General features: G+C 70.7%; 18 protein-coding genes. 4 read left to right on the top strand and 14 right to left on the bottom strand.

The genetic code is table 11. The annotated features are described in order from the left end of the window. Positions 1–130: 130 nt before the first annotated feature. Genes BU28_RS0105960 through BU28_RS0105950 form a run of 3 tightly spaced genes read left to right on the top strand, consistent with a single transcriptional unit; the run spans position 131 to position 5,557 of the window. Entirely contained in the window at positions 131–892 is a 762-nt protein-coding gene (locus BU28_RS0105960; RefSeq protein ID WP_028718664.1) for an ImuA family protein, read from the top strand. After that, positions 807–2,324 (top strand): Y-family DNA polymerase, encoded by a 1,518-nt coding sequence (locus tag BU28_RS0105955; RefSeq protein ID WP_028718663.1) that lies wholly within the window; start codon positions 807–809, stop codon positions 2,322–2,324. The genes BU28_RS0105960 and BU28_RS0105955 overlap by 86 nt, the downstream gene beginning before the upstream one ends. After that, the gene (locus tag BU28_RS0105950; RefSeq protein WP_036762080.1) at positions 2,321–5,557 is read left to right on the top strand and encodes an error-prone DNA polymerase; all 3,237 of its coding nucleotides are present in this window, start codon (positions 2,321–2,323) and stop codon (positions 5,555–5,557) included. Before BU28_RS0105955 ends, BU28_RS0105950 begins: the two co-directional genes overlap by 4 nt. Before the next feature lie 592 nt (positions 5,558–6,149). Here BU28_RS0105950 and BU28_RS0105945 read toward each other — a convergent pair. The 4 genes from BU28_RS0105945 to BU28_RS0105930 all read right to left on the bottom strand — a co-directional run bounded on the left by BU28_RS0105945 (position 6,150) and on the right by BU28_RS0105930 (position 10,418). Further along, a complete protein-coding gene (locus BU28_RS0105945) occupies positions 6,150–7,319 on the bottom strand; it encodes a glycerate kinase family protein (protein ID WP_028718661.1) in 1,170 nt (389 codons plus the stop codon). Between the two features lie 113 nt (positions 7,320–7,432). Next, positions 7,433–9,094: an SLC13 family permease gene (locus tag BU28_RS22130; RefSeq protein WP_051577829.1), complete on the bottom strand. Its 1,662-nt coding sequence runs from the start codon at positions 9,092–9,094 to the stop codon at positions 7,433–7,435. Between the two features lie 50 nt (positions 9,095–9,144). Beyond that, a complete protein-coding gene (locus tag BU28_RS22125; protein ID WP_224767461.1) occupies positions 9,145–9,885 on the bottom strand; it encodes an anti-sigma factor family protein in 741 nt (246 codons plus the stop codon). Positions 9,886–9,926: 41 nt separating this feature from the next. After that, on the bottom strand, positions 9,927–10,418 hold the full coding sequence (locus BU28_RS0105930) for an RNA polymerase sigma factor (protein WP_028718660.1): 492 nt from the start codon (positions 10,416–10,418) through the stop codon (positions 9,927–9,929). A 68-nt stretch (positions 10,419–10,486) separates the two neighbouring features. Here BU28_RS0105930 and BU28_RS22120 point away from each other — a divergent pair, with 68 nt between their 5' ends. Next, on the top strand, positions 10,487–11,797 hold the full coding sequence (locus tag BU28_RS22120; protein WP_051577810.1) for a S8 family serine peptidase: 1,311 nt from the start codon (positions 10,487–10,489) through the stop codon (positions 11,795–11,797). Positions 11,798–11,815: 18 nt separating this feature from the next. Here the strand turns inward: BU28_RS22120 and BU28_RS0105920 are convergent, their stop codons facing one another. The 10 genes from BU28_RS0105920 to BU28_RS0105875 form a co-directional block, all read right to left on the bottom strand. Continuing rightward, complete coding sequence (locus BU28_RS0105920; protein ID WP_051577805.1) at positions 11,816–13,009, bottom strand: M24 family metallopeptidase; 1,194 nt, start codon at positions 13,007–13,009, stop codon at positions 11,816–11,818. 3 nt (positions 13,010–13,012) lie between these two features. Then, positions 13,013–13,648 carry a GntR family transcriptional regulator gene (locus BU28_RS0105915; RefSeq protein ID WP_028718658.1) on the bottom strand — a complete coding sequence of 212 codons (636 nt, stop codon included), beginning with the start codon at positions 13,646–13,648 and terminating at the stop codon, positions 13,013–13,015. Next, on the bottom strand, positions 13,645–14,916 hold the full coding sequence (locus BU28_RS0105910; RefSeq protein ID WP_028718657.1) for a Zn-dependent hydrolase: 1,272 nt from the start codon (positions 14,914–14,916) through the stop codon (positions 13,645–13,647). Before BU28_RS0105910 ends, BU28_RS0105915 begins: the two co-directional genes overlap by 4 nt. Continuing rightward, entirely contained in the window at positions 14,913–15,863 is a 951-nt protein-coding gene (locus BU28_RS0105905) for an NAD(P)-dependent oxidoreductase (RefSeq protein WP_028718656.1), read from the bottom strand. The genes BU28_RS0105910 and BU28_RS0105905 overlap by 4 nt, the downstream gene beginning before the upstream one ends. Continuing rightward, positions 15,863–16,513: a GntR family transcriptional regulator gene (locus BU28_RS0105900; RefSeq protein ID WP_028718655.1), complete on the bottom strand. Its 651-nt coding sequence runs from the start codon at positions 16,511–16,513 to the stop codon at positions 15,863–15,865. Before BU28_RS0105900 ends, BU28_RS0105905 begins: the two co-directional genes overlap by 1 nt. Then, positions 16,510–17,574 carry a 5-oxoprolinase subunit C family protein gene (locus BU28_RS0105895; RefSeq protein ID WP_028718654.1) on the bottom strand — a complete coding sequence of 355 codons (1,065 nt, stop codon included), beginning with the start codon at positions 17,572–17,574 and terminating at the stop codon, positions 16,510–16,512. Before BU28_RS0105895 ends, BU28_RS0105900 begins: the two co-directional genes overlap by 4 nt. Continuing rightward, positions 17,571–18,290, bottom strand: coding sequence for a 5-oxoprolinase subunit PxpB (gene pxpB / locus BU28_RS0105890; RefSeq protein WP_028718653.1), 720 nt, complete (start codon positions 18,288–18,290; stop codon positions 17,571–17,573). The genes BU28_RS0105895 and pxpB overlap by 4 nt, the downstream gene beginning before the upstream one ends. Positions 18,291–18,351: 61 nt before the next feature. Next, positions 18,352–19,653: a TRAP transporter large permease gene (locus tag BU28_RS0105885; protein ID WP_028718652.1), complete on the bottom strand. Its 1,302-nt coding sequence runs from the start codon at positions 19,651–19,653 to the stop codon at positions 18,352–18,354. Between the two features lie 12 nt (positions 19,654–19,665). Continuing rightward, positions 19,666–20,208 carry a TRAP transporter small permease subunit gene (locus tag BU28_RS0105880; protein ID WP_080622660.1) on the bottom strand — a complete coding sequence of 181 codons (543 nt, stop codon included), beginning with the start codon at positions 20,206–20,208 and terminating at the stop codon, positions 19,666–19,668. Positions 20,209–20,284: 76 nt separating this feature from the next. After that, positions 20,285–21,271 (bottom strand): TRAP transporter substrate-binding protein, encoded by a 987-nt coding sequence (locus tag BU28_RS0105875; protein WP_028718650.1) that lies wholly within the window; start codon positions 21,269–21,271, stop codon positions 20,285–20,287. Positions 21,272–21,342: the final 71 nt, after the last annotated feature.

Here is a 21,342-nt window from a genome sequence, read left to right as displayed (position 1 = left end):
CTTCGGCTTTTGCACGAGCCACGGGCAAAACCGGCAGATGGTCCAGCGCCTTGCGCATTGACAGACCCGCCCCGAAAGGAACAAAAGAAGAACATATCCGTTTCTTCCGAGTCCCTGGAGCCTGCCTTCCATGCCCGCCCGCCCGGTCCGTCCCGCCCTTGCCGCCCTGCATGCGCGGATCGCCCTGATCGAGGGTGACGGCGGGCCGGCGCGGGGATCCCTGCCCTTCGGCGTCCCCGACCTGGACCGCCGCCTGCCCTCGGGCGGGCTGGCGCTTGGCTGCCTGCACGAGGTGGCGGGCGGCGGCAAGGATGCCGCCTATGGCGCGGCGGCGGCCTGCTTTGCCGCCGGCATTGCGGCGCGGCTGCCGGGGCAGGTCTTGTGGTGCGTGACGCAGGCCGACCTGTTCGCGCCCGGGCTGGAACAGGCGGGCCTGGCCCCCGACCGGGTGATCCATGTCGAGGCCGGCGACGACAAGGCGCTTTTGTCCTGCATGGAGGAGGGCCTGCGGCATGGCGGGTTGGCCGCGGTCGTGGCCGAGGTGGCGCGGCTTTCGATGACCGCCTCGCGCCGGCTGCATCTTGCGGCCAGGGCGTCCGGCACCCTGGGCCTCGCCCTGCGGCGCTGGCGGCGGCAGGCGGATGCGGCCGATTTCGGCCAGCCCACGGCGGCGATGACGCGCTGGCGGGTGTCGGTCCTGCCCTCGGCCCCCTTGCCGGTGCCGGGCGTCGCCCGGCCGCGCTGGCGGGTCGAACTGATCCGGGCGCGGGCCGGCGAGCCATTCACCATCGAACTGGAGGCATGCGATGGCACGGGTCATCTCGGTCTTCCTGCCGATGTGGCCGATCGATCGGCTGCGGCGGCAGGCGGGCGGCGCGGCATCCGCCTCTAGGGCGCCGCTGGTCCTGGCGGGGCGGACCGGCAACCGCCGGCTGATCACCGCCGCCGACGCCGCGGCGCAGCGCCTGGGGCTGCGGCCCGGCATGCCGGTCAGCAAGGCGCAGGCCATGGTGCCGGAACTGCAGATCCTGCCCGCCGACCCGGCCGCCGATGCGGAAAGCCTTGAGCGCCTGGCGCTGTGGGTTCTGGAACGCTTTTCGCCCATCGTCGCGGTCGATCCGCCCGACGGGATCGTGATCGATTCCACCGGCGCCGACCACCTGCATGGCGGCGAGGCCGCGATGCTGGAGGCGCTGGTCGGCCGGCTGGCGATGTCGGGCCTGGCCGCGCGGGCCGCCGTCGCCGGCAGCTGGGGCGCAGCCCATGCCCTGGCCCGGCATCGGGCGGATCCGGTCAGCCTGGCCCAGCCGGGGACGGAAAAGGCGCTGCTGGCGCCCCTGCCCCTGTCCGCGCTGCGGCTTTCCCCGGCCACGCTTGGGGGGTTGCACGCCCTGGGCTTTGCCTGCGTGGGCGATCTTCTGCGGCAGCCGCGTGCGCCGCTGACGCGCCGCTTCGGCCCGGAACCGTGCCGCCGCCTCGACCAGGCCCTGGGCCATGCCCCCGAGCCCATCGAGCCGCTGCGTCCCGCGGGACTGGTCGAGGTGCGCCGCAGCTTCGCCGAACCCATCGCCGCGCCCGAGACCATCGCCCGCCATATCGGCAAGCTGGTGGCGCAGCTTTGCGCGGTGCTGGAGGACCGCGGCCTCGGCGCGCGCCGCCTTGACCTGATCTGCTGGCGGGTCGACAGCCATGCCCAGACCGTCCGCGTCGGCCTGGCCCAGCCACAGCGCGACCCCCACCGCCTGACGCGGCTGCTGTGTGACAGGATCGAGACCATCGCGCCGGGCTATGGCATCGAGATCATGGCGCTGGCCGTCCCCATCGCCGAGCCGCTGGCGCCGCGCCAGACCGACACGCTGGAACCCGCCGCGCCCGACCTCTCGGGCCTGATCGATGTTCTGGCGAACCGTGTCGGCGCGCAGGCCGTCTATCGCCTGGCCCCGGTCGCCAGCGACGTGCCGGAACGATCCGTCACCCGCATCGCGCCGCTTGCCGATCCGGTGGGGGCCGGCTGGCCCGATCACTGGACGCGCCCCACCCGCCTGCTGCCGCGTCCCGAACCGATCGAGACCCTGGCGCTCTTGCCCGACCACCCACCGGCCTGGATCGCCTGGCGCGGCGTCCGACGCCGGGTCCGCCGCGCCGACGGGCCGGAGCGCGTCTTTGGCGAATGGTGGAAGCGCGACACCGAGACGCATGCGGTGCGTGACTATTTCCGCGTCGAGGACGAGGCCGGCGCGCGCTTCTGGATCTTTCGCGCCGGCGATGGCGAACATCCCGACACCGGCAGCCACCGCTGGTTCCTGCACGGGATCTTCGGATGACCCGCTATGCCGAACTGCAGGTGACCTCGCCGTTCTCGTTCCTGCGCGGCGCGTCCTCGGCCGAGGCGCTGTTCGCGACCGCCGCGGCTTTGGGCATCGAGGCGCTGGCCGTCACCGACCGCAATTCGCTGGCCGGCATCGTCCGGGCCTGGCAGGCGGCAAAGGACACCGGGGTGCGGCTGATCGTCGGCTGTCGCCTGGACCTGGCCTGCGGCATGGCGCTGCTGGTCTATCCGACCGACCGGGCCGCCTATGCGCGGCTCTGCCGGCTGCTGACCCTGGGCAAGTCCCGCGCGGGCAAGGGCAAGTGCCAGCTGGACTGGTCCGATCTGGCGGATTACGCCGAAGGGATGATCGCCGTGCTGGTCCCGGATCTTGCCGACGATGCCTGCGCGCTGCGCCTGCGCCGGCTGCGCGATCTCTTCGGCGAGCGCGCCTATCTGGCGCTGACCCTGCGCCGGCGGCCGAACGACCAGCTGCGGCTGTGGGAACTGTCGCAGCTGGCGCAGCGCTTCGGCGTGCCCACGGTGGTCACGAACGACGTGCTTTATCACGACCCCTCCCGGCGCATCCTGCAGGATGTGGTCACCGCCATCCGCCACAACGTGACCGTCGACGCCCTGGGGTTCCGCCGCGAGCGCCACGCCGACCGCTACCTGAAGCCGCCCGAGGAGATGGCGCGGCTTTTCGCCCGCTGGCCCGAGGCGCTGGCCCGCACCGTCGAAATCATGGACCGCTGCCGCTTTTCGCTGGACGAGCTCTGCTATCAATACCCCGAGGAACGCGACGACCCCGGCCTGACCCCGCAGCAGACGCTGGCGAAGCTGACCTGGGAGGGGGCGGCCGGGCGTTACCCCGAGGGGGTTCCCGAGGAAGTGACATCCGCGCTCGATCACGAACTCGCCCTGATCGAAAAGCTGGACTATGCGCCCTACTTCCTGACCGTGCACAGCATCGTGCGCTACGCCCGGTCGCAGGGCATCCTGTGCCAGGGCCGGGGCTCGGCGGCGAACTCTGCGGTCTGCTATGTGCTGGGCATCACCGCGATCCCTCCCAGCGAAAGGCTGCTGTTCGAACGCTTCATCAGCGCGGAACGGCACGAGCCCCCCGACATCGACGTGGACTTCGAACACGAGCGGCGCGAGGAGGTGATCCAGTGGGTCTATAAGCACTACGGCCGCGACCGCGCCGCGCTGACCGCGACCGTGATCTGCTATCGCTCGAAAGGCGCGCTGCGCGACGTGGGCAAGGCCATGGGCCTGCCCGAGGATCTGATCCAGACGCTTTCCGGCCAGGTGGGCCGCTGGAGCGACGGCCTGACCGATCAGGACCTGCGCGACCTGAACCTGAACCCGCAGGACCGCCGGCTACGGCTGACGCTGGCGCTTGCCGCGCAGCTGCGCGGCATGCCGCGCCACCTGAGCCAGCACCCCGGCGGCTTCGTGCTGACCGAAACCCGGCTGGACGACCTGGTGCCCATCGAGCCTGCGGCGATGGAGGACCGCCAGATCATCGAATGGGACAAGGACGACATCGACGCGCTGCGCTTCATGAAGGTCGACGTGCTGGCGCTGGGGATGCTGACCTGCCTGCGCAAGGCCCTGGTCCTGCTGGCCGACCACAAGGGGCTGCGCCTTGACCTGACGCGCATCCCGCAGGACGACAATCCCACCTATGACATGATCTGCCGGGCCGACACGCTGGGCACCTTCCAGATCGAGAGCCGGGCCCAGATGTCCATGCTGCCGCGCCTGAAACCGCGCAAGCTGCGCGACCTGACCATCCAGGTCGCCATCGTGCGCCCCGGCCCGATCCAGGGCGACATGGTCCACCCCTATCTGCGCCGCCGCGCGGGGCTGGAGCCGGTCGAGATCCTCACGCCGGAACTGGAAAAGGTGCTGGGCGAAACCTATGGCGTGCCGCTGTTCCAGGAACAGGCGATGCGCGTCGCCATCGACTGCGCGGGCTTCACCCCGGGCGAGGCGGATCAGCTGCGCAAGTCGATGGCGACCTTCAAGACCACCGGCGGCGTCAGCGCCTTTCGCGACAAGCTGATCGAAGGCATGGTCGCCAAGGACTATGACCGGGATTTCGCCAAGCGTATCTTTCGCCAGCTGGAAGGCTTCGGCAGCTACGGCTTTCCCGAAAGCCACGCGGCAAGCTTTGCGCTGCTGGCCTATGCCTCGGCCTGGGTGAAATGCCACCACCCCGATGCCTTCTGCGCGGCGCTGCTGAACAGCCAGCCGATGGGGTTTTACGCCCCCGCCCAGATCGTGCGCGATGCCCAGGACCACGGCGTCGAGATCCGGCCCATCTGCGTCAACGCCTCGCGCTGGGACTGCACATTGGAGCCGACCGGCCGGCCCGAGGATCAGGGGTCCCGCTTCGCCGTCCGCCTGGGGCTGCGGCTGGTCAAGGGCCTTGCCAATGCCCATGCCGCCGCCATCGTCGTGGCGCGCGAAACCCCCTTCACCTCAGTCGAGGACCTGTGGCGCCGCGCTCCCGCCCCGCTGGCCGCCTTGACCCGCATCGCCGAAGCCGACGGCTTTCGCCCCGGCCTGGGCCTGGCCCGGCGCGATGCGCTTTGGGCGATCAGGGGGCTGGCCCCCGAGGAGTTGCCGCTGTTTGCCGCCGCCTCGGCCGGCCTGGCCGCCGAACCGGGGGTCGCCCTGCGACCGATGACTGCGGGGCGCGAGGTGGTCGAGGATTACGGCCACACCGGGCTTACGCTGCGCCGCCATCCGGTGGCCTTCCTGCGCGAGGATCTTGCCCGCCGCCGCATCGTGACCTGCGCCGAGGCCATGGCCAGCCCCGACCGCTCCTGGCGCAGAACCGCGGGCCTGGTGCTGGTCCGCCAGCGCCCCGGCTCGGCCAAGGGGGTGATGTTCATCACGCTGGAGGACGAGTCCGGCATCGCCAACCTGGTGGTCTGGAAAAAGGTCTTCGAGGCGCATCGCCGGATCGTCCTGTCGGCAGGCATGATCGCCGTCACGGGCCGCATCCAGCGCGAGGGCGAGGTCGTGCATTTCGTCGTCCACCGGATCGCCGATTTGTCGCAGGATCTGGCCAGCATCGGCGCTCGCGGCGCCTTTCCCCTGCCCCACGGCCGCGGCGACGCGTTCCGCCATGCCAGCGAGGCGCCCGACCCGCGCGGTCCTGCCCCCCTGCGGCACGGGGACGCCCACGACCCGCCTTCCGATGGCATCAGGGTGAGAGGGCGGGATTTCCGGTAAGCGGTCCTGGTTTCCCGAACCGGATACCGCCGCCAGAGACCCCGAGAGGGGCACTTCCCAGCCGAAAGGCGACGCATCGGCAAGGTTTCCGGGCATGGCCTCTCTGCCGGACACCTCCGGGGTTGGGCACGGGGCCGATATGGTGAAGGTTTTCCGATGCGGGCGGTGGCATGAGGGTGGTGCCTGATGATGGACGGCCCGCGTTGGAAAGCCTTCACCGATATGGAACTGGCTGTTCACCGGGGCCTCGGCCCATCTGACCTGCATGGCCGATCCCTGCCTGATCCATTTCATCGGCAAGGCCAAGCTCTTCGCTCGGCCGCTCGGCCGGCATCGTGCCGATGCGCATTTCCCGATGCGGCGCAGAGCACCGCGCCCGAGCAGCGCCATTGGCCGGATGCAGGACACCTTCGCCGGGCGCTTTTCCGGCAATGGCGGGCGGCGGGGCCCATGCTGCGCTACCTCGGGCGCTTTCCCGACCCCTATACGATGCTGCCCCCGGGCCTGATGCGCGGCGGGCGGCCGTCCCGCTTGGAACGGCCGCCTTGCCGGGCCCGGGTCGAACCCGGGACAGCCACGATGCGAGGGCTTTTCAGGCCCGCTCGCGCTGCGCCAACCGTTGGCCGACCAGCAGCATCCGCATGGTGTTTTCGGCAGCCTGACGCAGCAGTTTCGCGCCGCCGCCGATGGCCTTGCGCAACGAACAGGGCCGCTGCATGATCGAGGCATAGGCGCCGATGCCGTGTTCATAGGTCTGGCGCGCGCCCTTGCCGATGGTGCCGGCCAGCGCCACGGTCGGGATGCCAAGCGCCTCGGCCCGGCGCGCGACCTCGCAGGGGACCTTGCCGAACGGGCTTTGGCCGTCCAGCGCGCCCTCGGCGGTGATGACCAGATCGGCGCGGCCAAGCTGGCGGTCGAAGTCCAGATAATCCAGGACTATGTCGAAGCGCGGATGCAGGGTCGCGCCGGCAAAGGCGACCAGCCCCGCGCCCAGGCCTCCCGAAGCCCCGGCCCCCGGCATCTGCGCCACGTCGCGGCCCGTCGCCTGCAGGATCGCCTCGGCATAGCGGATCATGCCGCGATCCAGCAATTCGACCTGTTCGGGCGTCGCACCCTTCTGCGGGCCGAAGACGCGGGCGACGCCCTTGGGTCCCAGCAGCATGTTGTGCCAGTTCACGGCAGCGTCGATGCGGACCCCGGCCAGGCGGGGATCAAGCCCCGAGACGTCGAGCTGCGCCAGATCCTGCAACGCGCCGCCGCCCTCGGGCAGGTCGCGGCCCTGCGCGTCCAGCAGGCGCGCGCCAAGCGCCCGGGCCATTCCCGCGCCACCGTCGTTGATGCCGCTGTCGCCGCAGCCGACCAGGATGCGTTCGGCGCCGTGATCCAGCGCCAGCAGGATCAGTTCGCCCACGCCCCGGCTGGTGGTCAGCGTCGGGTCGCGGCGGTCGCGCGGCACCAGCGACAGGCCGGCGGCGGCGGCCATTTCGATCACCGCCGTGCGCGGCCCATCGCCGCCCAGGATACCCCAGAAGCTGGCGACCGGGTCGCCCACGGGGCCGGTCACGGTCGCGGACACCATGCGCCCGCCGGTCGCGGCGACCAGCGCCTCGGTCGTGCCCTCGCCGCCGTCCACCATCGGGGCGGTCAGGATCGTGGCATGCGGGGCGGCGCGGCGAATGCCGCGGCCGATGGCCTCGGCCACGTCCTTGACCGAAAGCGATTCCTTGAAACCCGAAGGGGCGATCAGAACAGTCAGAGCCATCTCAACTCTCCTTTCCTGCTGTCTGAGAGGTTTACGGACGGGCCGGACGGTTATTCCCGGCCCCGGCGAGAAAAATGCGAAAGGATCAGCCCAAGGCGCCGTGCCGGTCAGCGTCAGCGGATGATCAGCCGGATGCCGGCGGGGCGCAGCAGGCGGTTCAGCCTTTGCAGGCCCGGATCGGCCTGGCGCCGCGCCGGCGCGGCCTTGCGGGCCGCAGGCCGGGCAGCAAGCGCAGGGCGCGGCACCGGGCGCGTCGCATCGACCGCCGGGGCGGCCCTGGCCGGGACAAGCGCCACCGCAGGCGCCACGAGGCTGGCGGCGGGCTGCATCCGGGGGGCGTCAGAGGACCGCAGCTGCGCCAGTTGCTGGGGCCAGACCAGCAGCGCAAAGCCGATCAGCAGCGCCGTCACCGCGGGCGCCAGCGGCAGCGCAAGGCGGATCAGGTCGCGCTGGTCGAAACCCGCCTCCTCGGCATTGCCGAAGATCGCCACCGGCTTGGCCGAGGCCATCATCGTCTGGCAGAACCCCGTGCCCATCACCGCGATCAGGATCATCAGCGCCGGATCGTGCCCCAGCGCCGCCAGCGGCAGGGCCACGGCCGGGATCAGAACCGCCGCCCGCGCCGAACGCGAGGTGATCGCCAGATGCGCCGCCACCGCGACCAGGGACAGCAGCGCGACCACCGCCGGCAGGCTGCCCGACAGGCGCGCGGGCAGGACAGCCAGCCCATGCCCGGCCAGCCAGCGGTCCGTGCCGGTCGCGACCATCGCCTCGGCGATCAGGACGGTCGCGGTCATGTAAAGCAGCAGCTCCGTGTCGACGGCGCGAAAGATCTCCTTCGGCTTTCTGGAGGTAAAGGGCGGGGTCAGCAGGACCAGCGCCCCGATCAGCGCGACCAGCGCCATGCCGATGCCGTGCAGCCCCGCGCTCAGCCACAGGCCGACGACCAGGGCCAGGACCAGCGCGATCCGGCCCTGGCGGGCGCGGCTGGCGGGATCGGGCGCGGGCGTCGCGATGCGGGGCAGCGGCGCCAGCAGCGCCTTGCGCGGCACGAAGATCCACAGGATCAGCCCCGCGCCGATCAGGCTCGCCAGCAGCGAAAACGGCAGGCCCAACGCGGCCCATTCCAGATAGCCCAGGTGGATGCCGGTCGCCCCCCGGATCGCCTGCGCGGCCAGAAGATGCGCCCCCGCTCCGATCAGCGAGCCGCCCGCCGACAAAAGGATCACGGTCGGAAAAAGCAGCGCCAGGGGCCTTTTCAGCCCCGGATCGGGCAGCGCCGCCGCGATGGCGGCAAAGACGGGCAGCAGCAGCGCCGCCCGCCCCGAGGTCGAGGGCAGCACGAACCCCGTCGCAGCGATGGCCAGCGTCAGGCACAGAAAGAACGGCAGGACACGCATCCCCCGCGCCAGCAGGGGCGCGACCAGCCTTTGGGTCAGCCCGGCCTCGCGTGCCACGGCGGCGATGACGAAGGCGGACAGAAGCAGCCAGATCAGTTCGCTGCCGAGGGCGGCGAAAAGCTGCGCCTCGGTCAGCACGCCCGTCAGCACCAAGACCAGCACGGCGGCCAGCGCCACCAGCGATTCCGGGATGCGGGTGCCGATCCAGCCCAGGATCGCAAGCCCCGAGACGGCCAGCGTCATGCGCCCGGGCTGCGCCAGATCGCCGGGCAGCGTGGACAGAATGGCGATCAGCCCGGCCAGCGCGGCCACCATCAGGTGGCAGGGCGTGGGCCGGGGCAGATCGGCAAGGGCCTGCAGGCTGCGGACGGTCATGGCGTTCTCCTGTGCGGTTGCGCGACAGGATTACGGGCAAGGGTCCGGGTTTATTCCCGCAAGGCGGCGGCCTCGTCCTCGGGCGTCAGCGGCGCCTCGGCGCCGATGGCCGCGATCGCATCGTCGATCGTCCCCTCGCCCGAGGCGGGGCGGTATTCCTGGCCCCCGTCGCGCGACTCGGCGGCGAAGCGCTCGGACCAGCCCGCGTCGCCGCGGCAGGCCAGAACGGTGCGCAGCACCTCGCCTCGGCGGGTTTCGTATTCGCGGCAAAGCCCCCCGTCGCCGGCGCGAAACGACGCGATCATCGCCAGTTCCGCGCCCTGGTCCAGGGGCTGGACCTGGCCCGAGGGCAGGCTGTCCAGCGCCGCAAGCTCGGCGGCCGAGAAGGATTGCGGCCCCGGCGCGCCGGCCCATTGCCACCAGCCCAGCCCAAGGGCCACGATTGCGACAGAGGCGGCGGCGGCCATCCAGGGCCTGCGGTTCAGGTTGGCAGGCGGCTGCACGTCACGCGTCTGCCCGCCCAGCCGCGCGCCCGAGGCCGGGGGCGGTACAGGCGCCGACGAAGCAACCCCCGCATCCGGCCTGACTGCGGCGCGGATCACCGCGGCCAGCGGGTCCTCGGCCGCATCGGTCTGGCGCAGCCCGGCCAGCAGCCTGCGGGTTTCCTGAAAGCGGTGCAGCCTGGCCTGCAATTCGGGATCGGCGGCGACGGCGCGGCGCAGCGCCTCGGCCCGGGCCGGATCAAGCTCGCCATCGGCCAGCGCCATCAGGGTTTCGTCGTCGATCTGCATCGGCCCGTCCTTTTCGCCTTTGCCCGTATACGTCCCGCCGCTCATCTTATTCCCAATCTTTCGGAAAGCGCGAGACGGGCGCGGGACAGCCGGCTCATCACCGTGCCCAGAGGGATGTCCAGGATGCGCGCGGTTTCGGCATAGCTCATCTCCTCGACGCAGACGAGATGCAGGATCTCGCGCTGTTCGGTCGGCAGCGTGGCCATCGCCGCCTCGACGCTGCGCAGCATCAGCCGGGCTTCCAGCGCGGGGCCCGGATCGGTCGGCAGCGCCTCGGGCATGTCGTGCACGTCCAGCTGGACCCCGGCGCTGCGCCGGCGACGGGTCTGGTCGATGAAGCCGTTGCGCATGATGCGAAACAGCCAGGGTTCCAGCCGCTGGACGGAATCGAAGCTCGCGGCCCCGGCAATCGCGCGTTCGACCGTCTGTTGCACCAGGTCATCGGCCTGATCCGGGCGCCGGGTCAGCGACAGGGCATAGCGCCGCAGATTGGGCAAAAGCGCGACCAGGGCCTCGCCGAACGCCGCGTCCATCCAATCCACCTCCGCAAAAGCCGCAAAATTGACAAAACCGGGGAATAATAGAAAGGAGCGGACGTAGAATGTCCAGAAACCGTCTGGAGTCGCCCATGACCGCCCTGCACCCGCTTCTGTTCCTGGCCCTGTTCCTGGCCGCGCTGACCATGGGTCCCACACCGCAATCGCCGGGCTGGGGTCCGGCGGCGGCATGGGCCGATGACGACGACGACGGGGACGACGATGACGATGACGACGACGACGATGCGCCGGCGCGCCGCCGCCCGGCCCCCCCGCCGGCGGCGCGTGCCGTGCCCCTGCCGGTTCAGGCCCCGAACGAGGTCATCGCCCGCGGACTTTCGCCCGCCGACCTGCAGACCCTGCAGGCCGAGGGGTTCCGGGTGCTGCGCGCCATCACCTTGGCCGACGGCCAGCCGATGCACCGGCTGCGCAAGCCCGACGGCCTGACGATGCAGGCGGCGCGCGACAGGGTGCGCCAGATCGGCTCGGCCGGGGCGGCGGATTTCAACCACTATTATCGGCCAGGCGGGGCCCCCGACGCCTGCACGGGCGGCGATTGCCCGGCGCGGCAGATGATCGCCTGGCCGGCCGCGCAAGGCGGCTGCGGCAAGGCGGTGCGGATCGGCATGGTCGACACCGGCGTCAACGCCGGTCACGCCGCGCTGAAGGACGCCAAGGTTCACGTCCATCGCATCAAGAGCGACGCCAGGTTCTCCGCCTCGGACGCGGTGCATGGCACGGCGGTCGCGGCGCTGCTGGTCGGTCGTGCCGACAGCCGCAGCCCCGGACTGGTGCCCGAAGCCGAACTGATCGCGGTGGATGCGTTCCACAAGGCCAGGCAGGACGAACGCGCCGATGCCTTTGCCCTGGTCGAGGCGCTGGACTACCTGGCCAGCCAGGACGTGCAGATCGTCAACCTGTCGCTGGCGGGCCCGCCGAACCAGGCGCTGGGCGGCCAGATCCGGCGCATGGACCGGCAGGGCATCGTGCTGGTGGCGGCGGCGGGCAACGGCGGGCCCGCGGCCAAGCCGGCCTTTCCCGCGGGCTATGATCCGGTGATCGCCGTCACCGCCGTCGATCGCCGCCAGCAGGTCTATCGCCGCGCCAATCGCGGCAGCCATATCGACCTGGCCGCGCCGGGGGTGAATGTCTGGACCGCCGCCTCGATCAGCGGGGCGCGGACCAAGACCGGAACCTCGTTCGCGGCGCCCTTCGTCACGGCGGCGGCCGCCCTGCTGCTGCAGTCCGAGGCCGGCCTGACCCCCGCCCAGACGCGCGCCCGCCTGCAAGGGGCGGCCCGCGATCTGGGCAAGGCGGGGCCGGACGAGGTGTTCGGCCACGGCCTTGTGCAGCCCGCGGGCGGCTGCATCCCCTGACCGCCTGCCCAGGGCCTGCTAGCGGATGCAGAGCGAGCGCGGCAGGTCCGACAGGATCTCGATGCCGGTCGGGTTCACGATCACCGTTTCGGATGCGCCGACGGTGAAGGCGCCGTAGGCCCGCAGCGTGGCCGGAAGGTGAAAGACCATGCCGGGCTCCAGTTCGCGTCCGACGCCCGAGAACAGCGACAGGATCGCCCCCTCGCCCCAATCCGGCGCAAAGGCTGTGCCCATCGAATAGCCGATGCGCTTGCGAAACGCCGCCGTATAGCCCGCATCGTCGATGACGGCCTGCGCCGCCTCGTGCGGCAGGCTGCACGGCACGCCGGGCCGCATCGCGGCCAGCGCGGCATCCAGCGCCCGCAGCGCCACGTCCATCATGCGCCGCGCCTCGGCCGGTGGCGGTCCGATCCAGACGCTGCGCATCAGCGCGGCGTGATAGCGGTCGTGGCTGGCGGCAAGCTCCAGAAAGACCGGGTCGCCCGGGCACAGCACCCGCCGCCGCCAAGTGGCATGGGGTACGCCCGAGCGCGGCCCGGACGAAACCAGCGGCTCCATCGCCATCGCCTCGGACCCGGCCGAGACCGCGGCCGACAGCATCGCGGCGGCCAGGTCGTTTTCGCTGGTGCCGGCGGCGCAGCGCGCGATGGCCGCGCTTAGCCCCGCCTGGGCATAGCCCGCCGCCCGCCGGATCGCGGCCAGTTCGGCCGGCGACTTGACGGCGCGCAGCCCCTCGACCACGGACGAGCCGTCGCTTAGCGCCACGCCGTCCAGCGCGGCCGCGATGCGCGCGCCCAGCGACTGGCTGACGAACCAGCCGTCCCGCTCGACCGCCAGGCAGCGGATGCCCAGGTCGGCCACCAGCCCGGCCAGCGCGCGGGCCGGATCCTCGCCGTCCTGCCAGGCGCGGATGTCGCGCAGCCAGGTCGAGGCGCGCGCGCCCGTCGTCTCAAGCTGGCGCACCAGCAGGACGGGCTCGCCCTGCAGGGGGACGACCAGCGCCTGAAAGGCGAAATACCCGGCCGTCTGGCGGCCGCAGGCCCAGAAGATGTTCTCGGGCCCGGTCAGCAGGATGGCGTCCACACCCAGGGGCAGGATGGCCCGGCGCAGGCGCGCCAGGCGCGCGGCGAACTCTGCCTGGGGGAAAACGGCATCGCAGCCTTGCACGAGATCGGCCGGCGGCGCGGCGGTAAGGTCGTCGGTCATCGTCATCTTTCAGCCTTTGGAGAACCAGCCAAGAAAGCGGTTCCGGACGTTTTCGAAATGCAGCGACATGGCGTCGCGCGCGGCCGGGGCATCGCCCCGCGCGATCGCCTCGAGCACCGCGATATGCTCGCGCGCCTGTTCGTCGAAACGGTCATGCACGCGGGTGATGGTGCAGCGCCGGGCCACGGCGCGCTGCTCGGCCAGGATGGCGGGCAGCAGTTCCAGTCCGGCGGCGCGGGCCACCCCGGCATGGAACTCCTCATCGACCTGCCAGAATTCGTCGAAGCCGACCGAGCGGCCCTCGGCATAGGGCAGCATCTCGTCCCAGACCCGCCGCAGGTCGTCGGTCATGCCGCGTTCGGCGGCGCGGGCGGCGGCGGCCCGTTCCAGAACCTGGCGCAGCTGCACGATTTCCAGCAACTGCTCGACCGTCACCGAGCGCACGATCAGCGCGCCATTGGCGAAACGGCCGATGACGTTCTCGTTCTCGAGCCGCGACAGGGCGGAACGCAGCGGCGTCCGCGAGATGCCCAGCCGCAGCGCCAGTTCGCGTTCCGACAGCATCGAATCCGGGGCGATGCGCCCTTCCAGGATATCCTGCTTGATGCGGCGATAGGCGGTTTGCGACAGGGTCTCGGCCGTCATGTCCGGCCCTCCGCAAGGGCCAGGACCACGGCCTCGACCGCCCGCGCCAGGTCGGCCGGATCCATCCCCTCCTCGGGGCAATGGCTGCCGTTCCAGTTGCGGACAAAGACCATCACGCTGTCCCAGCCCGCCGCGGCAAAGGCGGCCGCGTCATGCCCGCCGCCCGACAGCATCCGGCGCGGGTGGTCGCCCAGCCGCTGGGCGCCCGTCGCCACCAGATCGGCCAGGGCGCGTGACAGCGCCGCCGGCTGGCTGCGGCTTTGCTGGCCCAGATCGAAGCGGATGCCGGGCTGGGCAGCCTCGATCCGGGCGATCTCGGCGCGCAGCAGGCGGTCGGCCAGATCCAGCGCGGCCACATCCTCGGACCGCATGTCGAGACAGAATTCCAGCTCTCCGGCCACCTTGGCCATCGCATGGGCGGGGGTCGCCGCATCGACACGGCCGAAGGTCACCGTCAGGTCGCGGCCCTGCGCCAGCAGGTCGTCCCAGACCCGCTGCATGGCCACGACCAGTTCGGCAAAGGCCACCACGGCATCCGCCCGGCCGTGGCGCGGCGCGCCGCCGGAATGGGCCCAGGCGCCATGCACGCGCGCCGCGCGATAGCGCAGCCCGCCCCGGATCGCGGTCACGATGCCATAGGGCTCGCCCGCCGTGTCCAGAACCGGGCCCTGCTCGATATGGAACTCCAGAAAGCGCGCCGGGGCGGGCGGCCGGTGGGTTAGGACGGCCCCTGCGTCGAAGCCCTGGTCGCGCATGTGGTCGGCCAGGCTGCGGCCGGTATCGACGCGCGGGGCTTGCAGATCCTCGGGCGACAGCCGGGCCAGCGCCGCGCGCGACCAGATGTAGGAGACTGGGAACCACACGCTTTCCTCGGCCCGGGTCACGGTCAGGACGATGTCCATCGCCGGGGTGACGCCCTGCGCCCGCAGCGCCGCGATCAGCGCCAGTCCGCCCGCGACGCCCGCCTGCCCGTCATAGGCGCCGCCCTGGCTGACGGTGTCGAGATGCGAGCCGACATAAAGCGGCACCGCAGCCGGATCGCGGCCGGCCAGCCGGGCAAACAGGTTGCCGGCGGGGTCGCGGCGCACCTCAAGTCCCAGCGCGCGGGCCTCGTCCTCGATGACGGCATGGGCGGCGGATTCCTCGTCGCTGTAGGAGGGGCGGGTATAGCCCGGCCCCCCCAGGGTGATCGCGTTCACCCGCGTCAGGACGCGGGCGATCGTCTCGCCGATGACGGTGTTCAGGGCGCGCGCGGCAAGGGTGGTCATGCGGTCTGGCTCCAGACTTCGGGATTGATCGCGGTTTCGGGCAGGCGGCCGGACAGCGCGTCGATGACATGGCGGGCGGCGGCCTCGGCCACGCGGATCAGCGCGTCCTCGGTCGTGCCGCCCAGATGCGGGGTGAAGACGACATTCGGGAAGGCCGCCAGCGGCCCCTGCGGCGCATCCCCGGACCAGACGTCGAGCCCGGCTCCGGCCAGCCGCCCCGAGGCCAGCGCCTGGCAAAGCGCCGGCTCGTCCACCAGCCCCGCGCGGGCGAGGTTCAGCAGGATCGCCCCCGGCTTCAGGGCGGCGAACTGTGCGGGGCCCATCATGCCCCGCGTCTCGGCGCGCAGGGGGGTGTGCAGCGACACCAGATCGGCCTGCGCCAGCCCCTCGGCCAAGCCGGCGGCGCGGCGATAGGGTGCGGTGTCAGCGGTGCGTGGCGAATGGACCAGAACCGTCATGCCGAGCGCCCGGTCCAGCATCCGGCCGAAGCTGCGCCCGATGGCGCCCCAGCCGACGATCAGCGCGGTCTTGCCCGCCAGTTCGGTGAACCGGGCGGATTCGCGAAACCCCGCGGCGCCGGTCCGCTGCGCGCGATCCGCCGCCGGGATGCGCCGCGCCACGGCCAGCGCCAGGCCCAGGGCCAGCTCGGCCACCGATTGCGCGTTGGCGCCCGGCGTATTGACGATGACGACCCCGCGCGCGGCGGCGGCGGCCTTGTCCACCGGGTCATGGCCGGTGCCGTGGACGACCACCACGCGCAGCCTGTCGGCCGCAGCAAAGGCCGGGGCGGACAGGCCGGCATCGCGGGTGATGACCGCCTGGCAGCCGGGAATATGCCGGGCGACCGTCGCCATGTCGGGCGCCGGACAGGGCACCGGCTCGACCCCGTTCCGGCGCAGCAGCGCCAGGCCGGTTTCGTGGATGGGTTGCACGATCAGGCATCTCATCATGGCGCGGTCTCTGCCGAAATGCGGTCCAGCCGGTCCAGAACGGCGTCCCGCGCGTTTTCCAGATGCCGCGCCATCCCCGCCGCCACGGCATCGGCATTGCCCGAGCGCACCGCGTCCAGAATCGCCAGATGCTCGTCGCAGCCTTGCAGGAAGCGGTCGGGCACCTGGGTGTGGTCAAAGACGCAGGTGCGCCGCCGCAGCGAGGCCACGACCGCGCTGAGGGTGCGGTTGCCAAGGGGATGCAGCATCATGTCGTGAAACTCGTTGTCGGTCTGGAAATGGCTGCCATCCAGTTCGGGGCCGGCGGCCATCAGGTGCCGGATGCGGCCTTCCATCGCATCCACCTGCGCCGGCGGCAGGCGCACCGCCGCCCGCGCGGCAAAGGGTTCCAGCTGCAGGCGCAGGAAGAAGATCTCCTCGAACTCGCTGCGCCGCATGTGGCGGACCCGCGTGAACCGGCCCGAGGTCTCGGCCAGACCCTCGCTTTCGATGCGCTTGATCGCCTCGCGCACGGGGGTGCGCGACATGCCCAGCCGTTCGCCCAGCGGCGCCTCTTGCAGCGCATCGCCCGACTTCAGCGCGCCTTCGAAGATCATGGCGATGATCCGGCGATGCGCCTCCTGCGACAGGTTCGACGATATGCTCATGCCTTGGCCCCCTCTCTCATGGCCGTTTCGGCCCAGACGACCTCCTCGGGGAAGACGATGCCGCCCACAAGATCGCAGGACAGCAGATAGTCCGAGCGCAGGATGCCTTCGGGCTTGGCGACCAGGGCGGCAAGGGCCTCGCGCAAGGCGCGGGCGCGGGCAATGCCGACGCGCTCGCCTTCATCGCGCGAGATCGCGGCAAAGCGGACGCGGCTGCCGACCGGAAGCTGCGCCAGCCGCGGCAGGTCGGCCGAGATCGCCGTGGCGATCTTGGGATAGCCGCCGGTGGTCTGGCTTTCCACCAGCAGGACCAGCGGCTGACCCGACCCCGGCACCTGGATCGAGCCGGGCACGGTCCCGTCCGAGACGATGTCATGGCCGCGCGCGGCGGGCAGGCCGGTTTCGCCCAGCACCATCGCCATGCGGTCGCGCTGCGGCGTGACCAGGAACGCCTGATCCGTCAGCCGGGCCAGCGTCTCGGCATCGAAGTAATCCTGCTGCGGGCCCAGCACGACGCGGATCGGACCCTGGCCGCGCGGCAGGCTGGCCCCTTGCAGCGGCGCGGCCGGGCGCAGGCAGGGGGCATCCGGCTGGTCCTCGCCCAGGGGCAGGATGTCGCCCGTGCGCAGGCAGCGCCCCTCGACCCCGCCAAGGCCGCTGCGCAGATGGGTGGCGCGCGACCCCAGGACCGGCGCCGTCGCAATGCCGCCGGAAAACGCCAGATAGGCCCAGGTCACGTCGCGGGCGACGCCGACCCGCAGCACTTCGCCCGGCCTCAGGCGGTGGCTTTCGCCGGCCTGCACGATGCGGTCGTCGATGCGGATGTCGCACTCGCCGCCCGCGACGGCAAAGCGCAGCGGCCGCGAGGCGGTGAAGCTGCCGGCCGGGCCGGCGAATTCCAGCGCCGCCGCGCCCGGCGCATTGCCGCAGAGCGCATTGGCCAGCGCCATGGCGGCGGCGTCGACCGGACCGGCGTCCGAAACGCCCATATGCCGCAGCCCCGCCCTGCCCGCGTCCTGGACGGTCAGCATCGGCCCGGCTGAAACGATCTCGACGCTCATGCCAGGGCCTCGGGGTGAAGGATCGCCTCTCCGGCAGCGGCGCGGGCGGCCAGGGCCTCGGCCTCGGCCGTGTCGACGGGGCGAAAGCGGATGCGGTCGCCGGCCCGGAACAGGAACGGCTCGGGCCGGCCCGGATCGAAGGATCGCAGCGGCGTCCAGCCGATGAAGCGCCAGCCCGACGGCCCCGCGACCGAGTTGATGTTGCCCTGCTGCCCGCCGATGCCGATGGCGCCCGCCGGGATGTTCTGGCGCGGCTTCGGCAGGCGGGGCGTATGCAAAGCCTTGGGCAGGCCGCCCAGATAGGCGAAACCCGGCGCGAAGCCGATCATGTAGATGCGGTATTCGGCCCCGGAATGCAGCGCCACGATCTGCTCCGGCGACATCCCCTTCATCCGCGCCAGGTCGTCAAGATCCTGCCCGACATCGCCGCCATAAAGGCAGGGCACGACCCACAGCCGCGCCGGCGCCGCGCCGGCGCCATCCTCCAGCGCCAGCCCGCCCAGAAGCGTTTCGAGGCGGGCGCCGCCAAGGATTTCGGGATCATAGCGCAGCAGAAGCGAGCGATAGGTCGGAACGATATCGACAAGGCCCGGCACCGCCATGTCCTCCAGCCGCGCGGCGATGGCGATCACCCGCGCGTTCGTTTCGGCATCGATGGTTTCGCCGAACTGCAGTGTCAGCGCGGTATCGCCGCAGGGAAGGATCTTGGGTTGCATCATCTTTTCTTGGCCTGTGATTTCGCGCCGCGGCCCTTCTTGGGCCGCAGGCATGCTTGCTTTATCGTCCTGCCATCATGCCCGGCAGCAGGTCGATGATTCCAGGAAACACGGCGATCAGCAGCACGAATGCCGACATGATGTAAAAGAACGGCATGGTGGCGCGGGTGATGCGGCCCATGCTGTCGCCCGTCAGGCGCTGGATCACCGTCAGGTTGAAGCCCACCGGCGGTGTGATCTGCGCCATCTCGACCACGATCACCAGGAAGATCCCGAACCAGACCTTGTCATAGCCGGCGGCCAGGACCAGCGGCAGGGTGATGGGCAGGGTCATGACGATGATGCCCAGGCCCTCCATCACCGTGCCGAGGATGACGTAGAAGACCAGCAGCACGACGATCAGCATGAAGGGCGACATGCCCCAGCCCTGGATTTCCGTAGCGATAAAGCGCGGCACGCCCAGATAGCCGATGGCGGTGGACAGGAACATGGCCCCGATCATGATCAGCCCGATCATCGCGCAGCTTTCGGCAGCCTGGCGGGCGGCGATCAGCACGCCCTTCAGATCCAGCGTCCGCTGCAGAAAGCCGATCAGCATCGAGGCGGCGACTCCCACGGCGGCGGCCTCGGTCGGCGTGGCAAAGCCGCCGTACATCGAGCCGATGACCCCCAGGATCAGCAGCAGCAGCGGCCCCAGATCCTTCAGCGCCACGATCTTGTCCCAGAGCGACGTGGGCGGGGGCGGCGTGCCGACCAGCGACGGGTTCAGCGTCGAGCGGACCGCCAGATAGCCCATATAGGCCGCCGCCAGAAGGAAGCCGGGCAGGATCCCGGCGATGAACAGCTTCAGGATCGATTCCTCGGCCATCACGCCATAGATGATCATGATGGTCGAGGGCGGGATCAGAAAGCCCAGCGTGCCCGCCCCGGCAAGGCTGCCCGTGACCAGGTCGCGGTCATAGCCGCGGTCGATCAGCTCCTTTGCCGTGATGCGCCCGACGGTCGCGGTGGTCGCCGCCGACGAGCCGCAGACCGAGGCGAAGAGCGTGCAGCCCAGCACCGTCAGATGGCTCAGCCGGCCCGGCACCCGGCGCAGCCAGGGCGACAAGCCGCTGAACAGCGCCTCGGAGATGCGGGTGCGGAACAGGATTTCCGCCATCAGGATGAACAGCGGCAGCGCCAGCAGCTCGGGCGAAACCACGGTGTTCCAGCTTTGCTGCGACAGCAGCTTCAGCGCGGGAAGATTGGGCTTGAAGATCTCGACCAGGCCGATGCCGGTGCCGATCAGGCCGATGCCGATCCACATGCCCGACCCCAGCAGGACGGCCATCAGGAACAGCAGGGTGAAAACGATCATTGCCATGCAAGGCTTCCCCTATTCCAGACCGGGTCCGGTCGCCATCGACTCGCCGCGCAGCAGGCGCAGGACCTGCGCCAGGCATTGCAGCGTCAGCAGCACGGCGCCTGTCGCCAGCACCGCCTGCGGATAGACCAGCGGCATGCGGAAGGTCGTCGCGGCGGTCGAGCCGCGCTGCCCCGACAGGACCGCCATGTCGATCAGCGCCCAGCTTAGCGCGCCGCAGATCGCCAGACCCACAAGCGCCGAGGCGGTCTCCAGAACGCGCCCGACGGCGGGGGACGAGACCTCGATCAGCGCGGTCACGCGCACATGGCTGCCCGCCTTCATGGCCGAGCCGCAGCCCAGCAGAAAGCAGGCCCCCATCAGATAGCCCGCCAGATCCCACGAGAAATGCAGAGAACTGCCCAGGAAGTTGCGGGTGACGATCTCGGCCAGGATCAATCCGAGAATGCCCAGCAGGCTAAGCGCGGCCGCGTAGCCGCCGATATCGGTCATGAGGTCGATGGTTGAGAGAATGCGCCCATAGGGCCGGGTTGCGGGGAATGTCATGTCAAGCATGGCTCCGTCCTTTGTCCTTGTCGCGATTGCGGACAGGCGGCGCCCCGTCGCGGGGGTCGGGGCGCGGCGGGCCGGTCTATTGGCGGGCGGTCAGATAGGCGTCGACATAGGGGGCCGCATCCGGCACCCGCGCCTTGAAGTCGTCCCAAAGCGGCTTTGCCTTTTCCAGCAGCGCGGCGCGCAGCTCGGGCGAGGGCTGGGTGATCTCGATGCCATGCTCTTGCAGGATGGCCAGCTTCTTGGCGTCCTCGGCCTTGCTGTTCAGCCAGAACTGGCCCTCCATCCGGGCGGCGGTCGCCTCGATGGCGGCGCGGGTCTCGGGTTCCAGCGCGTTCCAGGCATCCAGGTTCACCATCACCGCATTCGACGAGGCCTGCCAGTTGAAGGTGCTCATGTGCTTGGTGAATTCCCAGAAGGCGCCGTCCACGCCCGAGGAGGACGAGGTCGTCACCCCCTTGATCGTGCCCGCCGCCAGCGAGGGCACCACCTCGCCCCAGGGCATCTGCACCGGCGTCGCGCCGAGCGCCTCGAAGAAGGAGGATCCGTTGGCGTCCACGACGCGGATCGTCAGCCCCTTGATGTCGTCCAGGCTGTTGATCGGATTGGGCGCGAACACCGCCTGCCCCGGCCACGGCACCATATACAGCAGCTTCTGGTTCATGCTTTCGGCCACTTCTTCAAGCTCGGGCCGATAGAACTTATGCAGAAGCGCCAGGTCGGGCATGGTCGGCGCCAGATAGGGCAGCGTCTCGATGCCCAGGATCGGCGCCTCGCCCACCTGCTGGTTCAGCAGGATGTCCGCGATCGGCACCAGCCCGTCGCGGACCGCCGCCATGCCCTCGGGGCCCTTGATCCCCAGCGCGCCGCCGGAATGGACGGTGATGACCACCTCGCCCTCGGTCGCCTCCTTCACCGCTTCGGCAAAGGCAAGGGCGTTCTGGGTGTGGAAATTGCCTTCAGGCCAGACCACGGACATGTCCCAGGCGGTCTCGGCCAAGGCCGCCGAAACACCCAGACCCAGCGCGCAAGCCGCTGCAAAAGCAAGAATTCTTCCCTGTTTCACGATTTTTTCCTTTTTGACCGGATTGTGAGGAGGTCACTTGAATTTTCAGTATACCACCTGTATTCCAATCT

Source organism: Paracoccus yeei ATCC BAA-599, assembly GCF_000622145.1.
Lineage (GTDB): Bacteria > Pseudomonadota > Alphaproteobacteria > Rhodobacterales > Rhodobacteraceae > Paracoccus > Paracoccus yeei.
Note: the sequence above shows the minus strand (reverse complement) of the source record. Positions and strands in the feature narration are given on the sequence as shown.